Annotated in this window: 19 protein-coding genes; 5 read left to right on the plus strand and 14 right to left on the minus strand. The window is 56.1% G+C overall.

Annotated features, from left to right (window positions below; genetic code table 11):
• Nucleotides 1-59 precede the first annotated feature (59 nt).
• Nucleotides 60-1265: an APC family permease gene (locus ACXAIA_RS01690; RefSeq protein ID WP_475347815.1), complete on the minus strand. Its 1206-nt coding sequence runs from the start codon at nucleotides 1263-1265 to the stop codon at nucleotides 60-62.
• A gap of 272 nt (nucleotides 1266-1537) precedes the next feature.
• Here ACXAIA_RS01690 and ACXAIA_RS01695 point away from each other — a divergent pair, with 272 nt between their 5' ends.
• Nucleotides 1538-1996, plus strand: coding sequence for a hypothetical protein (locus ACXAIA_RS01695; RefSeq protein WP_475347816.1), 459 nt, complete (start codon nucleotides 1538-1540; stop codon nucleotides 1994-1996).
• A gap of 92 nt (nucleotides 1997-2088) precedes the next feature.
• Here the strand turns inward: ACXAIA_RS01695 and ACXAIA_RS01700 are convergent, their stop codons facing one another.
• The 8 genes from ACXAIA_RS01700 to ACXAIA_RS01735 all read right to left on the minus strand — a co-directional run bounded on the left by ACXAIA_RS01700 (nucleotide 2089) and on the right by ACXAIA_RS01735 (nucleotide 9521).
• A complete protein-coding gene (locus ACXAIA_RS01700; RefSeq protein WP_475347817.1) occupies nucleotides 2089-3078 on the minus strand; it encodes a glucosaminidase domain-containing protein in 990 nt (329 codons plus the stop codon).
• 279 nt (nucleotides 3079-3357) lie between these two features.
• The gene (locus ACXAIA_RS01705) at nucleotides 3358-3927 is read right to left on the minus strand and encodes a NifU family protein (protein WP_475343006.1); all 570 of its coding nucleotides are present in this window, start codon (nucleotides 3925-3927) and stop codon (nucleotides 3358-3360) included.
• A 426-nt stretch (nucleotides 3928-4353) separates the two neighbouring features.
• A complete protein-coding gene (locus ACXAIA_RS01710; RefSeq protein ID WP_475347818.1) occupies nucleotides 4354-5328 on the minus strand; it encodes a DUF2333 family protein in 975 nt (324 codons plus the stop codon).
• A gap of 69 nt (nucleotides 5329-5397) precedes the next feature.
• On the minus strand, nucleotides 5398-5940 hold the full coding sequence (locus tag ACXAIA_RS01715; protein WP_475347819.1) for a L,D-transpeptidase family protein: 543 nt from the start codon (nucleotides 5938-5940) through the stop codon (nucleotides 5398-5400).
• Between the two features lie 14 nt (nucleotides 5941-5954).
• Entirely contained in the window at nucleotides 5955-6767 is an 813-nt protein-coding gene (locus ACXAIA_RS01720; protein WP_475347820.1) for a macro domain-containing protein, read from the minus strand.
• A 173-nt stretch (nucleotides 6768-6940) separates the two neighbouring features.
• On the minus strand, nucleotides 6941-7465 hold the full coding sequence (gene ppa, locus ACXAIA_RS01725; protein WP_008888719.1) for an inorganic diphosphatase: 525 nt from the start codon (nucleotides 7463-7465) through the stop codon (nucleotides 6941-6943).
• 163 nt (nucleotides 7466-7628) lie between these two features.
• Nucleotides 7629-8492 (minus strand): glycosyltransferase family 2 protein, encoded by an 864-nt coding sequence (locus ACXAIA_RS01730; RefSeq protein ID WP_475347821.1) that lies wholly within the window; start codon nucleotides 8490-8492, stop codon nucleotides 7629-7631.
• Nucleotides 8493-8582: 90 nt separating this feature from the next.
• Nucleotides 8583-9521: a LysR family transcriptional regulator gene (locus ACXAIA_RS01735; RefSeq protein WP_475347822.1), complete on the minus strand. Its 939-nt coding sequence runs from the start codon at nucleotides 9519-9521 to the stop codon at nucleotides 8583-8585.
• Between the two features lie 250 nt (nucleotides 9522-9771).
• Here ACXAIA_RS01735 and ACXAIA_RS01740 point away from each other — a divergent pair, with 250 nt between their 5' ends.
• Complete coding sequence (locus ACXAIA_RS01740; protein WP_475347823.1) at nucleotides 9772-10734, plus strand: DMT family transporter; 963 nt, start codon at nucleotides 9772-9774, stop codon at nucleotides 10732-10734.
• A gap of 34 nt (nucleotides 10735-10768) precedes the next feature.
• Here the strand turns inward: ACXAIA_RS01740 and ACXAIA_RS01745 are convergent, their stop codons facing one another.
• Both ACXAIA_RS01745 and ACXAIA_RS01750 read right to left on the minus strand, forming a co-directional pair.
• On the minus strand, nucleotides 10769-11116 hold the full coding sequence (locus tag ACXAIA_RS01745; protein WP_475347824.1) for an antibiotic biosynthesis monooxygenase family protein: 348 nt from the start codon (nucleotides 11114-11116) through the stop codon (nucleotides 10769-10771).
• Nucleotides 11113-11454: an NIPSNAP family protein gene (locus ACXAIA_RS01750; RefSeq protein ID WP_475347825.1), complete on the minus strand. Its 342-nt coding sequence runs from the start codon at nucleotides 11452-11454 to the stop codon at nucleotides 11113-11115. The genes ACXAIA_RS01745 and ACXAIA_RS01750 overlap by 4 nt, the downstream gene beginning before the upstream one ends.
• An 89-nt stretch (nucleotides 11455-11543) precedes the next feature.
• Between ACXAIA_RS01750 and ACXAIA_RS01755 the strand changes: the two genes are divergently transcribed.
• Nucleotides 11544-12224 (plus strand): ArsR/SmtB family transcription factor, encoded by a 681-nt coding sequence (locus tag ACXAIA_RS01755; RefSeq protein ID WP_475347826.1) that lies wholly within the window; start codon nucleotides 11544-11546, stop codon nucleotides 12222-12224.
• Between the two features lie 8 nt (nucleotides 12225-12232).
• Here ACXAIA_RS01755 and cobB read toward each other — a convergent pair whose 3' ends face one another.
• From cobB to hrcA, 3 genes are all read right to left on the minus strand, one after another.
• A complete protein-coding gene (cobB, locus tag ACXAIA_RS01760) occupies nucleotides 12233-12979 on the minus strand; it encodes a Sir2 family NAD+-dependent deacetylase (RefSeq protein ID WP_475347827.1) in 747 nt (248 codons plus the stop codon).
• A 201-nt stretch (nucleotides 12980-13180) separates the two neighbouring features.
• The gene (gene grpE, locus ACXAIA_RS01765) at nucleotides 13181-13822 is read right to left on the minus strand and encodes a nucleotide exchange factor GrpE (RefSeq protein ID WP_475347828.1); all 642 of its coding nucleotides are present in this window, start codon (nucleotides 13820-13822) and stop codon (nucleotides 13181-13183) included.
• 51 nt (nucleotides 13823-13873) lie between these two features.
• Nucleotides 13874-14932: a heat-inducible transcriptional repressor HrcA gene (gene hrcA / locus ACXAIA_RS01770; protein WP_475347829.1), complete on the minus strand. Its 1059-nt coding sequence runs from the start codon at nucleotides 14930-14932 to the stop codon at nucleotides 13874-13876.
• Nucleotides 14933-15181: 249 nt separating this feature from the next.
• Here hrcA and rph point away from each other — a divergent pair, with 249 nt between their 5' ends.
• Together rph and rdgB are read left to right on the plus strand one after the other, a co-directional pair.
• Nucleotides 15182-15898 (plus strand): ribonuclease PH, encoded by a 717-nt coding sequence (gene rph, locus ACXAIA_RS01775; protein ID WP_475342990.1) that lies wholly within the window; start codon nucleotides 15182-15184, stop codon nucleotides 15896-15898.
• Between the two features lie 185 nt (nucleotides 15899-16083).
• The gene (gene rdgB, locus ACXAIA_RS01780; RefSeq protein ID WP_475347830.1) at nucleotides 16084-16683 is read left to right on the plus strand and encodes an RdgB/HAM1 family non-canonical purine NTP pyrophosphatase; all 600 of its coding nucleotides are present in this window, start codon (nucleotides 16084-16086) and stop codon (nucleotides 16681-16683) included.
• Nucleotides 16684-16774: the final 91 nt, after the last annotated feature.

A 16774-nucleotide genomic window follows, 5' to 3' on the forward strand; every position in this document is an offset into this window, starting at 1 on the left:
GAGCTGATCAGTCAGTCTCCGCCTTTTTTCTGTTTGGCCCCCGGGGTGAGGCTTGCCGGTTACTCGACCGCCTGACCAAATATCGCGATGGCAGCGCCAAGGGTGGCGAGCAAGGCAAAGAAGCCGATACGATGCCAGCCATCCCCGCGCCGTTTGGCGATGACGGCGGCAAGCCCCGCCTGCAGCCCGTAATAGATGGCAAAGCCGCGCGAGGCATAATTCACAATCGCAAAAATATCGGCCGACCAGGTCAGGGCAATGCCAATAATGCCAAGGGCGAGATAGGCCTGTGGTTCAGAAATGCGGTTGCGCGACAGTTCGGCAAACAGCCCGCCCGATCCGCTGGTATCGGCAATCGCCGCACTGAATTGCGATGCCATGGCAGCTGCGACCAGCATGAAGGGCAGGATCGGGGCGACGACTTCCATCATGTCGATGATGCCGGTTTCCGATGACGACATCTGATCGGGTGCGAAGACATAGGAAATCAGAAGGATGTAAACCAGATAGATCAGGGTCGACAGCCACTGGGCCAACCGCATGGAGCGGATGCGCGTCTGGGCATCATAGCTTGATCCGAGATAGCGCGACGTTTCAAACCCCTGGACCGTGATCAGAAGACCAAAAGCCATGGTGATCGCCGGCCAGCCGGTGATGTTCTGGGTATTGAAGATCAGTTGATCATCTATGGCCTGCTGGCCGAAATGGGCCATCAGCCCGACCAGCAGACCTGCAATGATCACCAGTTTCAACCCGACCGAAACATATTCAAGCCGCTCAAGGCTTCTAAACCCGCGCGACCAACCGACCAGGACGATGATGATGAAGACCGCCGAGGTCATCAGTTTGGCATCAAGGGCGGAATCAAACGGTGTCAGGCTGAGCGAAAAGGCGCCCAGCAGATTGAGGTAATAGGTGACTGATACGATATAGGCAAAGGCCAGCGCCCAGGAGGACCGGGTTTCGACCCGTTTGGCAAGCTTGCCATGGGTGCCTTTGATGATGGCATCTTCCCCCGCCGCAATATTGGCGCGGATGACAGATCCATACATGTAGGCAACCAGACACAGGGCCAGCATGACCAGCGGTGCATAGCCGCCGTAACCAAGGTTCAGAACAGGACCCAAAAGCAAAAAGCCGCTGCCGATGATTGAGGCCAGCGGGGTGACAACCGCACGCCATGTGGTCGAGCGCGAAACGCGGCGCATGGACAGCACGATCGCAACGCCGATGGTTGCGATGGCAATGATCAAATCGAATATCACGTGTCTTGCTCGGACTTTCGGAAAGCAGCGCCCTGAATTTCAATGACTGAAAACAGGTTGGGGTCAGGTCGCCTGTGTATCAGGTTCATAGGGGAAGGGTGCAAATAATTTCCGTCTGCTGCGTTTCAGGGATAAATGCTACCCTGTTGGGCAGAGACGCCCCTTTACCGACGTTGTGGTTGGCAGGATGTGACATCTGACCCGATTTTTGCCACATCATCCGGGCAAATGATTGAAAATCAAGTTTCAAACCCAGAAAACAGGAAACGCTTATGGGCCCGTTGACCCGATTTTTCGCCGTTATCATGTTTTTCCCGCTGCTTGCGGCCTGTGAAGATGAACAGGTCAGCGGGCCAAGTGCCGATGAAGTCACAACGGCGGTGATCGAGCGGTTTCGTGATGATCCCTATGCCAAGGTTGGCCATGTTGAGAACGTGACCAAGACCAACAGCATTTCCGAAGAAGACAATGAAGTGATTGTCGTGGTGCGCTACGAGCTTGTCTTTGACCGCACGCTTGAGGATTTCGCCGATGATGTCTCGGAAAAGGGCAAGGCGGCCGGATCAATGGATGATGTCGGCAATACGGTGCGCGACGCGCTTGATCTGGTGAAGACCAAGATGCTGACCTTGAAGGAAGGTGATTACAAGGTCGGGGATCGCCGCGTGATCGAAGATGAAATTCGCCTGCTGAAATCCGAAAAGGGCTGGATTTATCGCGGCGGGTCGTAAGTTCGACCCAACAGCCAACAGCCGAACCAAAAAAAGGGACCCGAACGGGTCCCTTTTTCGTGTTCTGGAATTCTGTGCCCCCCCCTTGAAGATTATTCCTCAAGGGCGGCGAGCACCTTTGGCGGGGGTGGCACATCACCCACGGCAAAGGTCAGGCCATCAAGATCATTGAGGTCATTGACGCTCATGATGGCGTGCAGGCTGTCGACATATTCGGCCCCGCGCTCGGAATATTTGGTCAGGGTTTCGGCCAGGTCCCAGCCCGTGATCATCTGACCTTCGGCGCGTAAGGCAGCACGGCGTTCGCGGAGGCTCTGATAGGCCGGATGGGAATTGATGTTGCGTGCATAGGCCCGGACACTGTCCATCAGGCTGCCAAAGGCCTTGATGACGTGGTTTTTGCCCTCTTCACGGCCCTTTGGCACGATGCCTTCGTCATCGCCCCAGGCCCACTGGCCAAACAGCGCATTGCCCTGACGCACAAAGCGCGAGGTACCCCAACCGCTTTCCTCGGCCGACTGGGCGAGAATGAGCGAAGTCGGGATGACGTCAATGCGCTCAAGCAGGGCGGTGATACCGCCATCGGTCACGCGATAGCGTTTCATCAGCTGCTTGACCCATTGCTGGTCTTTTGCGCTGACCGGGGTGCCGGAAATGCCCTTGGCCTGAATGGCCATCAGGCGTTCACGGCGCGCGGTGATTTCTTCATTCACCCGCATGGCCAGCGGCAGCATGATGCGCAGGAAAAGCTGCTTGCGCTCATCAACCGATGCCAGTTCGCCAAGACCCTTCGGGACGCGCTTGATGTAGACGCGTGGCACTTCGCCAACTTCGTTCAGATGATAGTCGATGCTTTTGAAATACTGGTTCAGCGCGACCACTTCCGGGCCGCGGAGAAAGACCTGTTTTTTCTTTTTGGTCTTGGTGCCTTCAGGTGTGACTTCAGCGGTCTCGGTGCTGAGGCCTTCCGGAGTTGGCGATAGATCAATTCCGGCGAAAATACCAATATACAGGAAAAACACCGCCCCAAAAATCGAGGCAAGCGCAGTATTCCGGTAATTATTTGTTTTTGCGCTAGTCATTGTTGAATCTCCAGGATCAGTCAAGCTGTCCATCCCAAGCGGAGGTTATCTATGCCTGCCGCAGCCGGTGATCGCAACGGGCAATCTTTCCGAGAGTTGAAAACGCCAAGAAAACCTTTTCGTTGGGCGCAAATTTTTAACGCCCGGCGCGGGCATATGTTCGCGCCGGGCGTCTGAAATTGTTAACGACTCGTAAAAAGTTCGGCGGTCAGTTCACCGCACGGGTTTTGCCATTTGACCCGACGAGATACCCGTCAGGCCAGATCGGCGAAACCGATCCTATTCGGCCATGACCGGTTCGACGGCCTGAACTTCGGGCACGTAATAACGCAGCATGTTTTCGATGCCCATTTTGAGCGTCGCGGTGCTGCTGGGGCAACCGGCACAGGCGCCGTGCATTTCAAGGAAGACCACGCCGTCTTCAAAACGGTGGAAAACGATATCGCCACCATCCTGTGCGACCGCCGGGCGGACACGGGTATCAAGCAGTTCCTTGATCTGGCTGACCAGTTCGTTATCGCCTTCGGCAGCGGTGCTGGCACCGGTGGCGGCGTTGGAATCCTGATCAAGCACCGGCTGGCCCGAGGTGTAATGTTCCATGATACCGCCAAGAATCTGCGGTTTCAGGGTCTGCCAGTCCTTGGAGTCATCCTTGGTAATCGTGATGAAATCACCACCTAGGAAGACACCGGCGATGCCATCAACTTCAAACAGCTTGCGGGCAAGCGGGGATTTGATGGCTTCGTCGCCTTTGACGAAGTTTGCCGTACCAAGGCGGCCCATGACTTCCTCACCCGGGAGGAATTTGAGTGTCGCCGGATTCGGGGTCGGTTCGGTCTGAATGAACATAGTCGGCTTGTCCTCTCACTCTGATTGCCGGGGCTTATTATGCTGCCCGCTCAGCAATCTCTATTTCATTTGGTTAGGCCCTAAATGGGGCAAAAAACACAAAAGATCAAGTCGCAGCGCGCAACTCAGGTATTCCATGCGGCGCAAACTGTGATCACCAGGGTCCAAACTCATTCACATAATCGTCCCGGTCTCCCGGATTTGTGCGGATATGCGGAGCAAAACCGCAGGCAGATATACATCTTTCAAGATTTTGCGACAAAGTAGCCCGTTCAAATCCGGGTGATCCGCAGGACAACCGATATGAGAGAAAGCCTCTGCGTCAAATCCCTTGACCGGGGATCACCCCGATCTGCGGGCTTTTTCTAGATTTTTCTCTCATATCGGTTGCCGTGTCGGTCATGTGAATGAGTTTGGACCCTAACGTCAGCGTTGCAGGATACTGCTGATTTCGCGCATCTGGGTGCGGGCCCGCAGAAGATAAAAACCAAGTCCCGCCAGATGGTTGGGGAAAACGATGCCATCAGCCGATCCGTTGACCACCACCATCGGATCAAGGGCAGCAGCCGCCTGAAGCGAGCCGATCATTTCCGCCCAGACCGAGGCGATCTGGCGTTCATTGATGATCTGTTCGAAATCGGTGCCAAGATCGCGCAGGATCAGGCTATAGGCATAAAGCCGGCCCTTGGTGGCATAGAACACGTCATCGGCGGTGCGATCAAAGATCGACGGATTTTCGACCTTGTCATCAATCAAGGCCGAGGCCGAGCCAAGATCATTGGCAAAGCGGTTCAGCGTTTCCTGCAGGTTGTCTGCGCGGCGTTCAAACACGGCCTCGCCATTGGTCAGACGCGTGTTGTAGCTCTGAAGGGAGCGGATTGCCTGACGATATTGTTGTTCGGATGTGACACCGGGCAGAAGCGATACACTGGGATCAAACACCCATTTGTCGCCGCGGAACTTCAACAGGCCGGCGGCATCATCAAGATCCGGGTCAACCTGGCTTGAGCCACGTGTTCGACCGATCTGGTCGGAAAGCTCGATGGCAAAGCGTGACAGGGCATAGACAATGCCGGTCTGGAAGTTCGGCATGTTATCAAGCGCTGCACTTGGCAGGAAGAACGGGTCATTGGCCGTCCAGCGGTTCTGGTTGACCTCGCGATCAATCAGGCCGGCGGCGGTGCTCACCGCGTGGCTGCCGCCTTTGTAATCGCCAGAAAAGTCGGGATTGTCATCGATATGATGCACAATCGCCATGCCTGCCGGATAATAGATCACGGCAATCAGAACGATCACACCAAGGCTGCGCACCCAGAATTTTCCCGACCCGAAAATGGATTTCAGTCGGGCGCCAAATCCTGCAACGCCGCCTTTTTTATAGAGATAATCGTCTTCGATCATGGCCTGTCCTGTGAATTGATCCGGCACTTGAAACTAGGCTGTTGCCATTAAAACGGCAAGTCCATGATTTTACGCAGTGATGGTGATGAATGTTTCATAGGCGGCCAGGCCAAGGAGCGTTTCAAGGTCTTTTTCCTTAAGCGCGACGCAGCCCTCGGTACCGCTATAATCGGGTTTGGCGATATGCATAAAGATCGCCGATCCCTTGCCCGGCACGGGCGGGTCATCATTGTGACCCAGCACAACGATGATGTTGTAAAGATCATCGTCGCGATAGAGCTTTTCATGGCTGGCCTCAAAGGGCAGGCGGATCGGGCAGTTATAGTAGGGGTGCTTGGGATCATCACACCAGCCGTCGGAAAACGAGATGGTGGTGACCGGAAGCTTGGTCCGCGGGCAGGGTCTGCGATCAGCACGGTACATGACATAGCGCAGCTGCCAGCGCCCGGCGGGTGATTTGCCGTCCCCTTCGGTCTTTGTGTCAGCGTCGGTGATACCGTTCTTTCCGAGAGCACAGCGAAATTCGTGTTCGCCCACGCGCAAAACGCCGTCAGCCGAGGCAGACAGTTCAAGTGGTTGGGACGAGGAGGCTGCAACAGCGTCGCTTTGCATTCTATCGTGGGACCTTATCGGTTTTGATCATATTGGTGGCAGGCGTTCTCAATATGGCTACGCGCCGATGGTGAGAAACAACAAAGGTAAATTTGTGGCATTTCGGCCAGTTCGCCAGTCAGTTCACGTATCGTTGATACGGCGATTTGGGCCGCCTGGTCTTCCGCAGAGCATATTGCACGAAATCTGCTTCCCTTTGCCGAGGACATTCTTCGGTTCGGCAAGGAAAGGTCTGCCGATCGTAGCGGTGCTACGCTCAAAGACCTTGACGCTGCCGGGCGGAAGAATGTCCCGGCCCGAAGGGTTCGCTTTTGGCGGCCTCTGGCGGCATTACACCGCTTAAGCGATGCGCCACATCGCTCTGCGCGCTGTGCCTTGCCAGCGACACGCCAAAAACGAACAAAGTGAAACAGATATCGTGCAATATGCTCTGAGCCAAATATGCCCGTGGATATGGCAGGAAACGCAATGGAGGCCAGATTGTTCTTGGCCGCGAGCAAGATCGACTGGCGATAACAGCTTGCCAAGAGATCTGCTTCACCCTTGCTGCCGCCATTCCAGACTGGACCGACCGTGTGAATGACGTATTTCGCCTTTAGCCGGAATCCCGATGTGATCTTTGCCTCGCCGGTCGGGCAGGGGGCAAGGGGGCGGCAGGCTGCTTCGAGTTCCGGACCCGCGGCACGGTGTATGGCGCCGCAAACGCCGCCGCCTGGCAACAGGGCCTCGTTCGCGGCATTGACGATGGCGTCAACCTCAAGCGTGGTGATGTCATCAACAAGGATATTGATGGTGTGGGTTTTGTCAGGTTCTGTCTTGGCGGTCACGAACAATATCCTGAGACGTGCATTTCTCCGTCATTTCCACCCTGTAAGGGTAGACCCCCTGCACCAAAGTATTGTGACGCGACCAATAAGTCAAAAAAACAACGCCCCGCTGATGTGGCGGGGCGTTGCGTATGACATCGGTGACCTGTCCGAAGACGGGATGTATGCCGGGCTTATTTGCCGAGGCGGGTCACACCTTCTTCGATCAGTTTGGCCGCCTTTTCTGCGCCTTCCCAACCGGTGACCTTGACCCATTTGCCTTTCTCGAGGTCTTTGTAACGCTCGAAGAAGTGCTGGATCTGGTCGCGCAGGATCTGCGGCAGATCTTCGTGGGATTTGATGTCGGTGTAGTAGGGGTCGATCTTGTCATGCGGCACGCAGATCAGTTTTTCGTCCTGACCGGCTTCGTCTTCCATGATCAGAACACCGATCGGACGCGCACGAATGACGGAACCGGCAACGACCGGCTCACGGAACATGACCATGGCATCAACCGGGTCGCCATCTTCGCCCAGCGTGTTCGGGATGAAGCCATAATTGACCGGGTAATACATCGAGGTGTGCAGGAAACGATCCACAAAGACCGCACCGGAGTCCTTGTCCACTTCGTATTTGACCGGTCCGCCCTGCGGAATTTCGATGACGACGTTTACGTCCCACGGAACATCCTTGCCAACGGCAATCTTGCTGAGATCCATCTGGGAAAATCCCTTTCGCTTTTTGAACGCATGCCCCGATCACCAGGGCGGCTGATATGAGCTTCGACGATGCAAAGATGCATCCGAAGGAAAATGATGCCGACCTTTTATCGCGAAACGCGGCTGCTTCCAAGGGGGTCTAGATGCATCCTTGGTCGAAAGGTTATTCGGCTACTTCCCGATCCTCTTCCTGCGTCGGTGCGCTTGCCTTGACCGCGGTCAGGGGCAGGAAACGTTCCGTATCATCCAGAAGATTTTTGAAATGGCTCGGGTTCTTGGAATCCTGTACATGGCGGCTCGGGTCGGAACGCTTGTGGAAGAGATGCAGAACAGGTGAGCAATATTCGACATTCTTGCGTTTGAGCCCGGAGCGTAACAACCGCAGGACAAAATCAGAGTCTTCTAAGCCATGGCCTTCGTAGCTTTCATCAAAGCCCTGAACGCGGTCGATGTCGGATTTAAAGACAGCAAGATTGCAGGTCTGCGCCTTTTGCCAGTCCTTTTCATGTTCCCAAAGCCACGGGCCATTATGGGGCAGGCGAATGAATTGAAACGGCCGGTTGGCGAAACCAAACAGGGCGGTGACAAACAGCAGCGGGCGCGGCCATTTGTGAAAGGCCCATCTGCGCGCCAGAAGGGTATTGGTCAAACGTTCTTTCAGGAACACCCGTTTGCCCGACACCAGACAGCCTTTGGTGGCTGCCTTGCGGTGGCGGGTGATGAAGTCAGGCATCACACAGCAGTCGCCATCAATAAAGACAACCAGATCGCCTTCGCATAATCCGATTGCACCATTGCGCGCCTTGGCAACGCGAAAGCCACTGTCTTCGTGCCAGTAATGTTTAACTGGAACCGGGCTTTTGGCCGCGAAATCCGTGATGACCTGTGCGGTTTCATCGCCGGATCCGTCATCAGCGATGACGATCTCGAAATTGCGATCCTTCTGATCGGCAAGAGAATTGAGCACCATGGAAAGTGCTTCCGGCCAGTTATATGTCGTGACCACGACCGACACCAAGGATGTCATCTTCCCCACATAACCCCGTTCATTGGCTTAAGGCTGATTTTTGTGGCCAAACCCTAACCTTTCGAGCGTCCAAGGACAACGACAATGGCGTTACATCACCTTTTTACGTGCAAGTGATGCGGTTTTGGGATTGATCAGTTCGCGGATCCAGTTGGCGGCTTCGATGACGATCGGGTCTTTTTCGCGCGCCGGGCGGATCAGAAGGCGATACCACCAGTGCGAAATGAAATCCGGGAAATTGAGTGCGACCAGTTCACCGCGTTCGACATAGTTGCGGGCAACCACATCAGTACTGGCAACAATGCCCTGACCGGCGCGCGCAGCCTCAAGGGCCCAGATATGGTGGCTGAAGGTCCAGCAATCAGCGAGTGAGAAGCTGGCATCACTGAACCATTGTTCGATTTGGGAAAACTGTTCGCTGTCACTGTCAATCAACAGGATATCGCGCGGACCAAGTGCACAGACATCGACACTGCTGGCATCATAGCCGCGCTTTTCAAGCCATTCCGGGGCGGCAAAGGCGGTATAGACTTCCGGTGTCAGAAGTTCGGTAATCCAGTCTTCGGGACCGGGAAGGTCCTTTGGCGCGATCTGAAGGGCGAGGTCGATTTCGAGCGGATCCAGCCCGTCATCAAATTCGATCTTGCGAAACTGAACAGGGATGTCAGTGGGCAGACGATCGCGCAGGTTATCGAGCTCATAGAGCAGAACCGTCAGGGCCGGGGTCGCCAGCGCGCCGATGCGGATCGCCTTGCCCTTGTCCGGGCCGACTTCGCCGGTGATGTCAGCAATACCATCGAGCGCCTCGGTCAGGCGCGGCAACAGAAGCTTTGCCGATTTGGTCAGCGTCAATCCCCGGCCCTTGCGGGTAAACAGCACCACGCCAAGGTTTTCCTCAAGCTGGCGGAGCTGGTGGCTGATCGCGCTTTGCGTGACATGCAGTTCTTCGGCGGCACCCTTCACGCTTTGATGGCGTGCGGTGGCTTCAAAAGCGACGAGGGCGCGCAACGGGGGGAGCTTTCTGCGCATCGGGGTTTCCATCCGGACGGTATTAAAGGCTTTTATTCTGTCTATCAGGCCTTACCCGAAATTGGGCCAAAAAAATCTCAACAATGGCTGAAAAAGCTTCATTCGTATTTTTCCAAACAAGCAGGCAATATCATCGCCATACAGGGTTTCCGGCCATGTTTCTTTGATGTCCCCTTGCGCCACCTCGTAAGCCCGTCACTCCCTGACGGCCGGAAACCCCAGTACTTCTTTTTCAAAACCGGGATTGACCATGACCGCAACGCGACTGAGCGGAAATTTCCGCGGCGTTCTGTGGATGACGGCTGCCATGGCATCGGGCGTTTTTGTTGATGTCTGTGCCAAGCTTGTTTCCCACGATGTACCGACATCGCAAATTCTGGCGATGCGCGCGCTGACCACGGTCGCGGTGTTCCTGATCCTTGTCGTGTTTATCGGCACACGCCAGATCCGCACCCGCCGGCCCATGGCCCATATCGCGCGCGGCGTTTTATGGTACGGATCGCTGTTCTTTGTGTTCTTTGCCCTGCGCCAGATGAGCATCGCCGAGGTCAATGCCTATCTGTTTATCGAAGCCTTGCTGACCGTGATGTTGGCGGTGGTGATTCTGGGCGAGAAACTGACCCCGCGCAAAATCATCGCAACCCTTCTGGGCCTTGTTGGCGTCTGGGTGATGTGTTTCCCGCGTATGGATGGCTTTGGTGTGCCGCTTGGTGTGGCTGCCGCCCTGATCGGGGCGTTCTGTTTTTCTGCCCAGACCCTGTTTGCCAAGGTGCTGACCCGGACCGAAACCAATTGTTCCATGCTTTTCTGGCCACAGATCATCGCGGTGGCAATCTGGGTGCCGATTGCGATGATCACCTGGTATCCGGCCTCAATCGCCGATTGGCTCTATTCATCCGGGGCCGGTTTCTTTGCCATGCTGACCAATTACATGGTGCTGCGCGCGGTTCGGGTGGCCGACGCCAGTGTGGTGTCGCCAGCAGCCTATACAGCACTGCCGTTTTCTGTGGCGATGGACCTGATCTTCTTTGACATGCTGCCGGTCCCGGTCATCTTTGTTGGTGCCGGCATCGTCGTGCTTGCCGTGATGCTGCTGGATTACAAGGGCGGGGCCAAAGCCGTTGAGGATGCCGTGGAAGAAGAATTCGCCGGATTTGCCGAGAGCAGCGAGATCGGGGATGACGAAGCACCCCCGAAACCGGCAAAGGCCTGAGTTCCAGTCCCATTAACACTACTGAACTTAGCGATCAGCGATCATGTTCGGCCCGCGAATCATCCGGGGCCTGATCACGGTCATGCAGGCCGTAATCGCGGATCACGCCAGCAACCCGCAAACGGTAATCTTCAAAGATCTTGTGGCGCCCCTTGATCTGGGCGGCGCGGTGATCGCCAAGATTGCGCCAGGCGGCAATGGCGTCTTCATCGCGCCAGAAAGACAGCGATAAAACCTTGCCCGGATGGGTCAGGCTTTGAAATCGCTCGATCGAGATAAAGCCATCCATGGTTTCCAGCATGGGTTTGAGATCACCGGCGATTTTCAGATAATCGTCATAGCGCCCTTCGTGTGGTGTGACCTCGAAAATGACGGCAATCATGGTTTGATCAGCTCCGAATGCGGGCCGGCGTGTGGCGAAGAGGCGATTTTCAGGAATTGGCGTTCTTCGCGCAGGATAAACTTTTCGTGCTGGGAGAATTCATAGTTTTCCTGTCCCAGCGGATCATCCTTCAGCCGTGCGCGATAGGCTTCATATGATGCCAGATCGGGCAAATGATAGATGCCATAGGCGGTCGAGACCGATCCTTCATGCGGGGCGAAATAGCCGACAAGGTCAGCACCACAGCGGGGAATGGCCTGTCCCCAGTTGCGGGCATATTCGATGAAGGCGTCTTTTTTGTAGGGGTCGATTTCATAGCGAATGAAGCAGGTGATCATGACAGCGTCCTTTCAGGAGAGATGGTTTCTTGGGTGACAGATCCATTATCCCGATTGCTGCGCATCAATGCTTCGATTAGCATCGAACTATGAAAGAAGGACCCGATATTGCCCGTGTGGCCGCATTGCTTGGCGATCCGGCGCGCGCAAATATGCTGACCGCACTGATGAGTGGTCGGGCGCTTACCGCAGCTGAACTGGCCCAGGAGGCCGGTGTGACGCCGCAAACCGCAAGCTCGCATCTGGCAAAGCTTGAGAGCGGGCAGATCGTTGTGCCGCGCAAACAGGGGCGGCATCGTTATTTCACGTTAAGTGGCCCCGATATTGTCGAGGTGTTGGAAGTCCTGATGGGGATTGCCAACCGGGTCGGGCATAACCGGGTGCGCACCGGCCCCAAGGACCCGGAATTGCGCAAGGCGCGCGTTTGTTATGATCATCTGGCCGGTGACATGGGGGTAGCCCTGTTTGACGGCCTGGCCAAACGCAAGCTGATTGAAAGCGACGTGAATGGCGTTGCCCTGACACCGGCCGGGATCGATTTTGCCAATACGTTTGGCATTGATCTGGATGGCTTGCGGGCCAAGCGCCGCCCACTCTGTCGCGAGTGCCTGGACTGGAGTGCCCGGCAATCGCATCTGGCGGGCTCCTTTGGGGCGGCCTTGCTGGACCGGTTTTATGATCTTGGCTGGGCCCGGCGCGTGCCGGAGTCGCGGATTGTGCGTTTTAGCGATGCGGGCGAGAAATCATTTCGTGACCTGATCAATCCGTAAGACCGATATCAATCCCCAAGCAAGGCGGAAACGAAGGTCGGCACCAGTTCGGTGGCAGGGCCATAGGTGCTGTGATCGAACTGGGTGGCACCGGAACTGGGTTCGAGATTGAGCTCGACCGTTTCGGCCCCGGCTTCTTCGTGGGCGACCTGCACAAACCCGGCGGCGGGATAGACATTGCCTGATGTCCCGATGGAAATGAAAAGCCCGCATTCGCCGAGCGCTGCATAAATGCGGTCCATCTCCAGGGGCATTTCACCAAACCACACCACATGCGGGCGCAAGCCACCGGCCTTGCCGCAACTGGGACACGGGGTTTCCTTGGCAAGGTCGCCCGGCCACTCAGTGAGCAGGTCACAATGATTGCAGCGGATCTTCAAAAGTTCGCCATGCATGTGGATCAGGTTTTTTGATCCCGCGCGACCATGCAGATCATCGATGTTTTGTGTGACCAGCAACACGTCACCGGGCCATTCGGCCTCTAGCCTTGCCAGGGCCAGATGGGCGGCATTGGGTTGCACATCCGGGTCATGCAGGCCAGCCCGGCGGTCATTATAGAAATGATGGACCAGATCGGGATTAGCGACAAAGGCGTCGGGCGTTGCGACCTCGGAAATATCGTATTTTGCCCAGATGCCGTCCGCGTCCCGAAAGGTATGCAACCCGCTTTCCTTGGAAATACCCGCCCCGGTCAGAATGACAATCGGGGCGGCTTCATCGCGCAGGATGTCGATCAGGTTGGGGCTAAGCGGCATAATTTTTCGTCCTTTGGCGAAGTGGATGCCCGCCTGCGCGGGCATGACGGTCTTGTGGGTGATGGATGGTCCAATAGCTTATGTCATTCGCGCGAAAGCGGGAATCTCTTGAGCGTATGAAAGCAAAACGGCCTCGCCAAGTATGTCTGGCGAGGCCGTAAAACCCGATCCGCTAAAATCGGTTTGAATATTCAATGTGGCTTAGGCCGAGGTATCAACATTGCCGCCCGGGGTATCGTCCTGGCTTGGTTTTTCACCGGCCGGGTTTTTGGTGACACCGACCATGGCCGGGCGCAGCAAGCGCCCCTTAAGGACATAACCCGCCTGCATGACCTGTGCGACGTGACCATCCGGATATTCCGGATGCGGCAGTTCAAACACGGCCTGATGCTTGTTCGGATCAAGCTTTTCGCCCAGCGGCTCAACTTTTTCGATGCCGTTCTTTTCAAGCGCCTTCTGCAGGGCCTGCTCGGTCATCTCGACACCGTCGACCAGCGTTTTCATCGCCGGGTCGGCATCAGACGTGTCACCGGCGGCATCAAGGGCGCGACGCAGGTTGTCGCTGACATCGAGCAAATCGCGGGCAAATTTGGTGATGGCGTAGTTGCCGGCATCCTCGACGTCCTTTTTCGCGCGGCGGCGGGTGTTTTCCACCTCGGCGGCCTGGCGCAGCAGACGGTCTTTCAGTTCCGCGACTTCGGCTTCAAGGGCCTCGACCGGGTCCTGGGGTGCGGCATCTTCAACGGCTTCTTCGGTCGCCTCTGCTGCGACCTCTTCCGATGCGGTGTCCTCTGCATTGACGTCCTGCAGATCTTCCGGAGTGTTCTTTGCGGTTTCCGACATGGCTAACCTTGCTACTTTCACGTTATGCGGCCTGACACGCAGCGCCGCGATTTATCCAATCAGTCGACCGACCAGCTTGGCGGTGTAATCGACCAGCGGAATGATCCGGGCATAATTGATCCGGGTCGGTCCGACAACCCCGATTGCACCCACAATGCTGCCTTCAGCATTCTGATAGGGTGAAATCACCATCGAAAGACCCGATCCGCCGAACAGTTTATTCTCCGACCCGATGAAAATCTGAACGCCCTGGGCGTCCGTCGTCACATCGAGCAATTCAATCATCTGATCGCGGGCTTCAAGCACGTTAAACAGGCGGCGCACGGTCTCAAGCTGTTCTATCGTATCGATATTTTCGAGCAGCTGGGATTGCCCCTTCACAATCAGGGACGATCCCTTGACTCCGCCGGCCCATGTTGCCAGGCCCGCATCAATCAGATTGGCGGAAAGATCATCAAGCTCCTGTTTGAGGCGATCACGCTCCTGAGTCATCAGAAGGCGCGCATCATCAAGCGTCTTTCCAGCCAACCGGGTATTTAGATAATTTGCCGCCTCTGTCAATGCCGAGGCGGGTAAATCCGCCGGAACATCAAGGATTCGGTTTTCAACATTGCCGTTCTGCGAGACGAGTACCGCAAGAACCTTGCCCGGCGAAAGGGCAACAAATTCGATCTGTTTTAAGCGAATGCCATCGGTCTTCGGCGCGACCACCAGCCCGGCGCAGCGCGACAGGCCCGATAGCATCGTGGTTGCCTCGCCCAGCATCTGATCGAGCGAATAGCCCGCCTGTTCGCAATTCTTGGTCAACTGGTCGCGTTCAGCATTGGGAAGGTCGCCGACCTCCATCAGGGCATTCACAAAAAGCCGCAGGCCCTTCTCACTGGGCAGGCGTCCGGCCGAAATGTGCGGTGCGACCAGAAGACCCATTTCTTCAAGATCGGACATGACATTGCGGATCGTCGCGGCTGAGAGGTTTTCCGACATGCGCCGCGCAATCGAGCGCGAGCCGATCGGCTCCCCGGTTTCGACATAGGCATCGACAATCTGGCGGAACACTTCACGTGACCGCGCATTCATGTCGCCCAGCAATGTATCGTCAAAATGCGCCATTGTGTTCGGGTCGGGACCTTTTGTCGTGAAACTGAACAGAATTTAGTCAGGCAATTGCATTGCGTCAATTGCAGGGCCAATTGCTTCAAGTTGTTGGTTTGTCTGCATTGCCCGGGAAGCAATAAAAACATGCTGGGAAACTGCTGGACGTTTGGTGGGTCACATCTTACTTTGGGCCAAATTTTACAGGACAATTTTGCGCTGTTCCGATCTGTGAACACCGCCAAGACAACCAAGAGGTTCCTTCTCATGCGCCCTTCCGGCCGTACCCCCGATCAGCTTCGTGATGTGACGATTGAAACCGGCATTTCCAAATATGCCGAAGGCTCCTGCCTGATCAAATTCGGCGACACGCACGTGATCTGTACCGCAACGGTCGAAGACAAGGTCCCGGGCTGGATGCGCAATTCCGGCAAGGGCTGGATCACGGCTGAATACGGTATGCTGCCGCGCGCAACGGACTCGCGCATGAACCGTGAAGCCGCCCGTGGGGGTCAGTCGGGCCGTACCCAGGAAATTCAGCGCCTGATCGGGCGTTCGATCCGTGCGGTTGCCGACATGAAGGCGATGGGTGAAATGCAGATGCGCCTTGATTGCGATGTCATTCAGGCCGATGGCGGTACGCGGACTGCATCGATCACGGGTGCCTATGTTGCCGCCCATCTGGCGTTTCAGGGCGTGCGTCGCCTTGGCCTGATCAAGGAAATCCCGCTGACCCAGCCGGTCGCAGCGATTTCGTGCGGGATCTATAACGGCGAGGCGGTGCTTGATCTTGATTACGCCGAAGACAGCAATGCCGGTGCCGATGCCAACTTCGTGCTGGCCGGCAATGGCGGCATTGTCGAGGTTCAGGCAACCGCCGAAGACGTTCCGTTTGATCGCGCGTCTTATGATCAGATGTTCGCGCTGGCCGAAAAAGGCTGCAAAGAGCTGTTTGAAAAACAGCGTCAGGCACTCGGTCTCTAAGGTCGCTGATCTTCGTCCCATGCTGGCCTGCAAATGGCGGGGCACTGCGCTTCCGATGCTCACGTAGCTTCAACTACGCTGCGCTTCGGTTCTCGCGACCAGCCATTTTCGACTCAGCATGAAACGAATCTCAACAACCTTGCTTTGATCTCACCCCTTTTAGAAACCGCATTTCAGGCAAGACCATGGCCCGTCGTTTTACGGAAAAAAAACTCGTCATCGCCAGCCACAACAAAGGCAAGATCAAGGAAATCGCCGAGCTGCTCGCACCGTTCGGGATCGAGGTTTTCTCGGCGGGTGAACTGGACCTTCCGGAACCCGAAGAAACCGAAAAAACTTTCATCGGCAATGCACAGCTGAAATCAACCGCCGCTGCCAATGGCGCAAATCTGCCAGCCCTTGCCGATGATAGTGGTTTGGCGGTTTCTGCCCTTGATGGCGCACCGGGTATTTATTCCGCGCGCTGGGCCGGGCCGGACAAGGATTTCGACATGGCGATGGAAAAGGTCCAGAACGGCATCGGTAGTCATCCGGACCGTCGTGCATCCTTTATCTGTGCCTTGTCGCTGGCGTGGCCGGACGGGCATGTCGAGAATTTCGAAGGCCGGGTTGATGGCGAAATCGTCTGGCCCAAGCGCGGCCCGCATGGCTTTGGTTATGACCCGATTTTCCAGCCCAAGGGGTACGCGGAAACCTTTGGCGAAATGGACCCGGCGAAAAAGCATGAAATGAGCCACCGGGCCGATGCCTTTGCCCAGCTGGTCAAGGCCTGCTTCGAAGACTGATCCGGGGTATTTCCTGCATTCATCCCATGCGCGCATCGCTGATGTCATGATCGGCGGTGCGTGTTACGTTACAGGCAACTCATCCCGCATT

It is taken from the genome of Thalassospira sp. ABL2_045 (assembly GCF_056161285.1).

Coding starts and splice junctions, on each gene's coding strand:
- ACXAIA_RS01695 (WP_475347816.1), top strand. CDS start 1,538: ATGGGCCCGTTGACCCGATTTTTCGCCGTTATCATGTTTTTCCCGCTG.
- ACXAIA_RS01700 (WP_475347817.1), bottom strand. CDS start 3,078: ATGACTAGCGCAAAAACAAATAATTACCGGAATACTGCGCTTGCCTCG.
- ACXAIA_RS01705 (WP_475343006.1), bottom strand. CDS start 3,927: ATGTTCATTCAGACCGAACCGACCCCGAATCCGGCGACACTCAAATTC.
- ACXAIA_RS01710 (WP_475347818.1), bottom strand. CDS start 5,328: ATGATCGAAGACGATTATCTCTATAAAAAAGGCGGCGTTGCAGGATTT.
- ACXAIA_RS01715 (WP_475347819.1), bottom strand. CDS start 5,940: ATGCAAAGCGACGCTGTTGCAGCCTCCTCGTCCCAACCACTTGAACTG.
- ppa (WP_008888719.1), bottom strand. CDS start 7,465: ATGGATCTCAGCAAGATTGCCGTTGGCAAGGATGTTCCGTGGGACGTA.
- ACXAIA_RS01730 (WP_475347821.1), bottom strand. CDS start 8,492: ATGACATCCTTGGTGTCGGTCGTGGTCACGACATATAACTGGCCGGAA.
- ACXAIA_RS01735 (WP_475347822.1), bottom strand. CDS start 9,521: ATGCGCAGAAAGCTCCCCCCGTTGCGCGCCCTCGTCGCTTTTGAAGCC.
- ACXAIA_RS01740 (WP_475347823.1), top strand. CDS start 9,772: ATGACCGCAACGCGACTGAGCGGAAATTTCCGCGGCGTTCTGTGGATG.
- ACXAIA_RS01745 (WP_475347824.1), bottom strand. CDS start 11,116: ATGATTGCCGTCATTTTCGAGGTCACACCACACGAAGGGCGCTATGAC.
- ACXAIA_RS01750 (WP_475347825.1), bottom strand. CDS start 11,454: ATGATCACCTGCTTCATTCGCTATGAAATCGACCCCTACAAAAAAGAC.
- ACXAIA_RS01755 (WP_475347826.1), top strand. CDS start 11,544: ATGAAAGAAGGACCCGATATTGCCCGTGTGGCCGCATTGCTTGGCGAT.
- cobB (WP_475347827.1), bottom strand. CDS start 12,979: ATGCCGCTTAGCCCCAACCTGATCGACATCCTGCGCGATGAAGCCGCC.
- grpE (WP_475347828.1), bottom strand. CDS start 13,822: ATGTCGGAAACCGCAAAGAACACTCCGGAAGATCTGCAGGACGTCAAT.
- hrcA (WP_475347829.1), bottom strand. CDS start 14,932: ATGGCGCATTTTGACGATACATTGCTGGGCGACATGAATGCGCGGTCA.
- rph (WP_475342990.1), top strand. CDS start 15,182: ATGCGCCCTTCCGGCCGTACCCCCGATCAGCTTCGTGATGTGACGATT.
- rdgB (WP_475347830.1), top strand. CDS start 16,084: ATGGCCCGTCGTTTTACGGAAAAAAAACTCGTCATCGCCAGCCACAAC.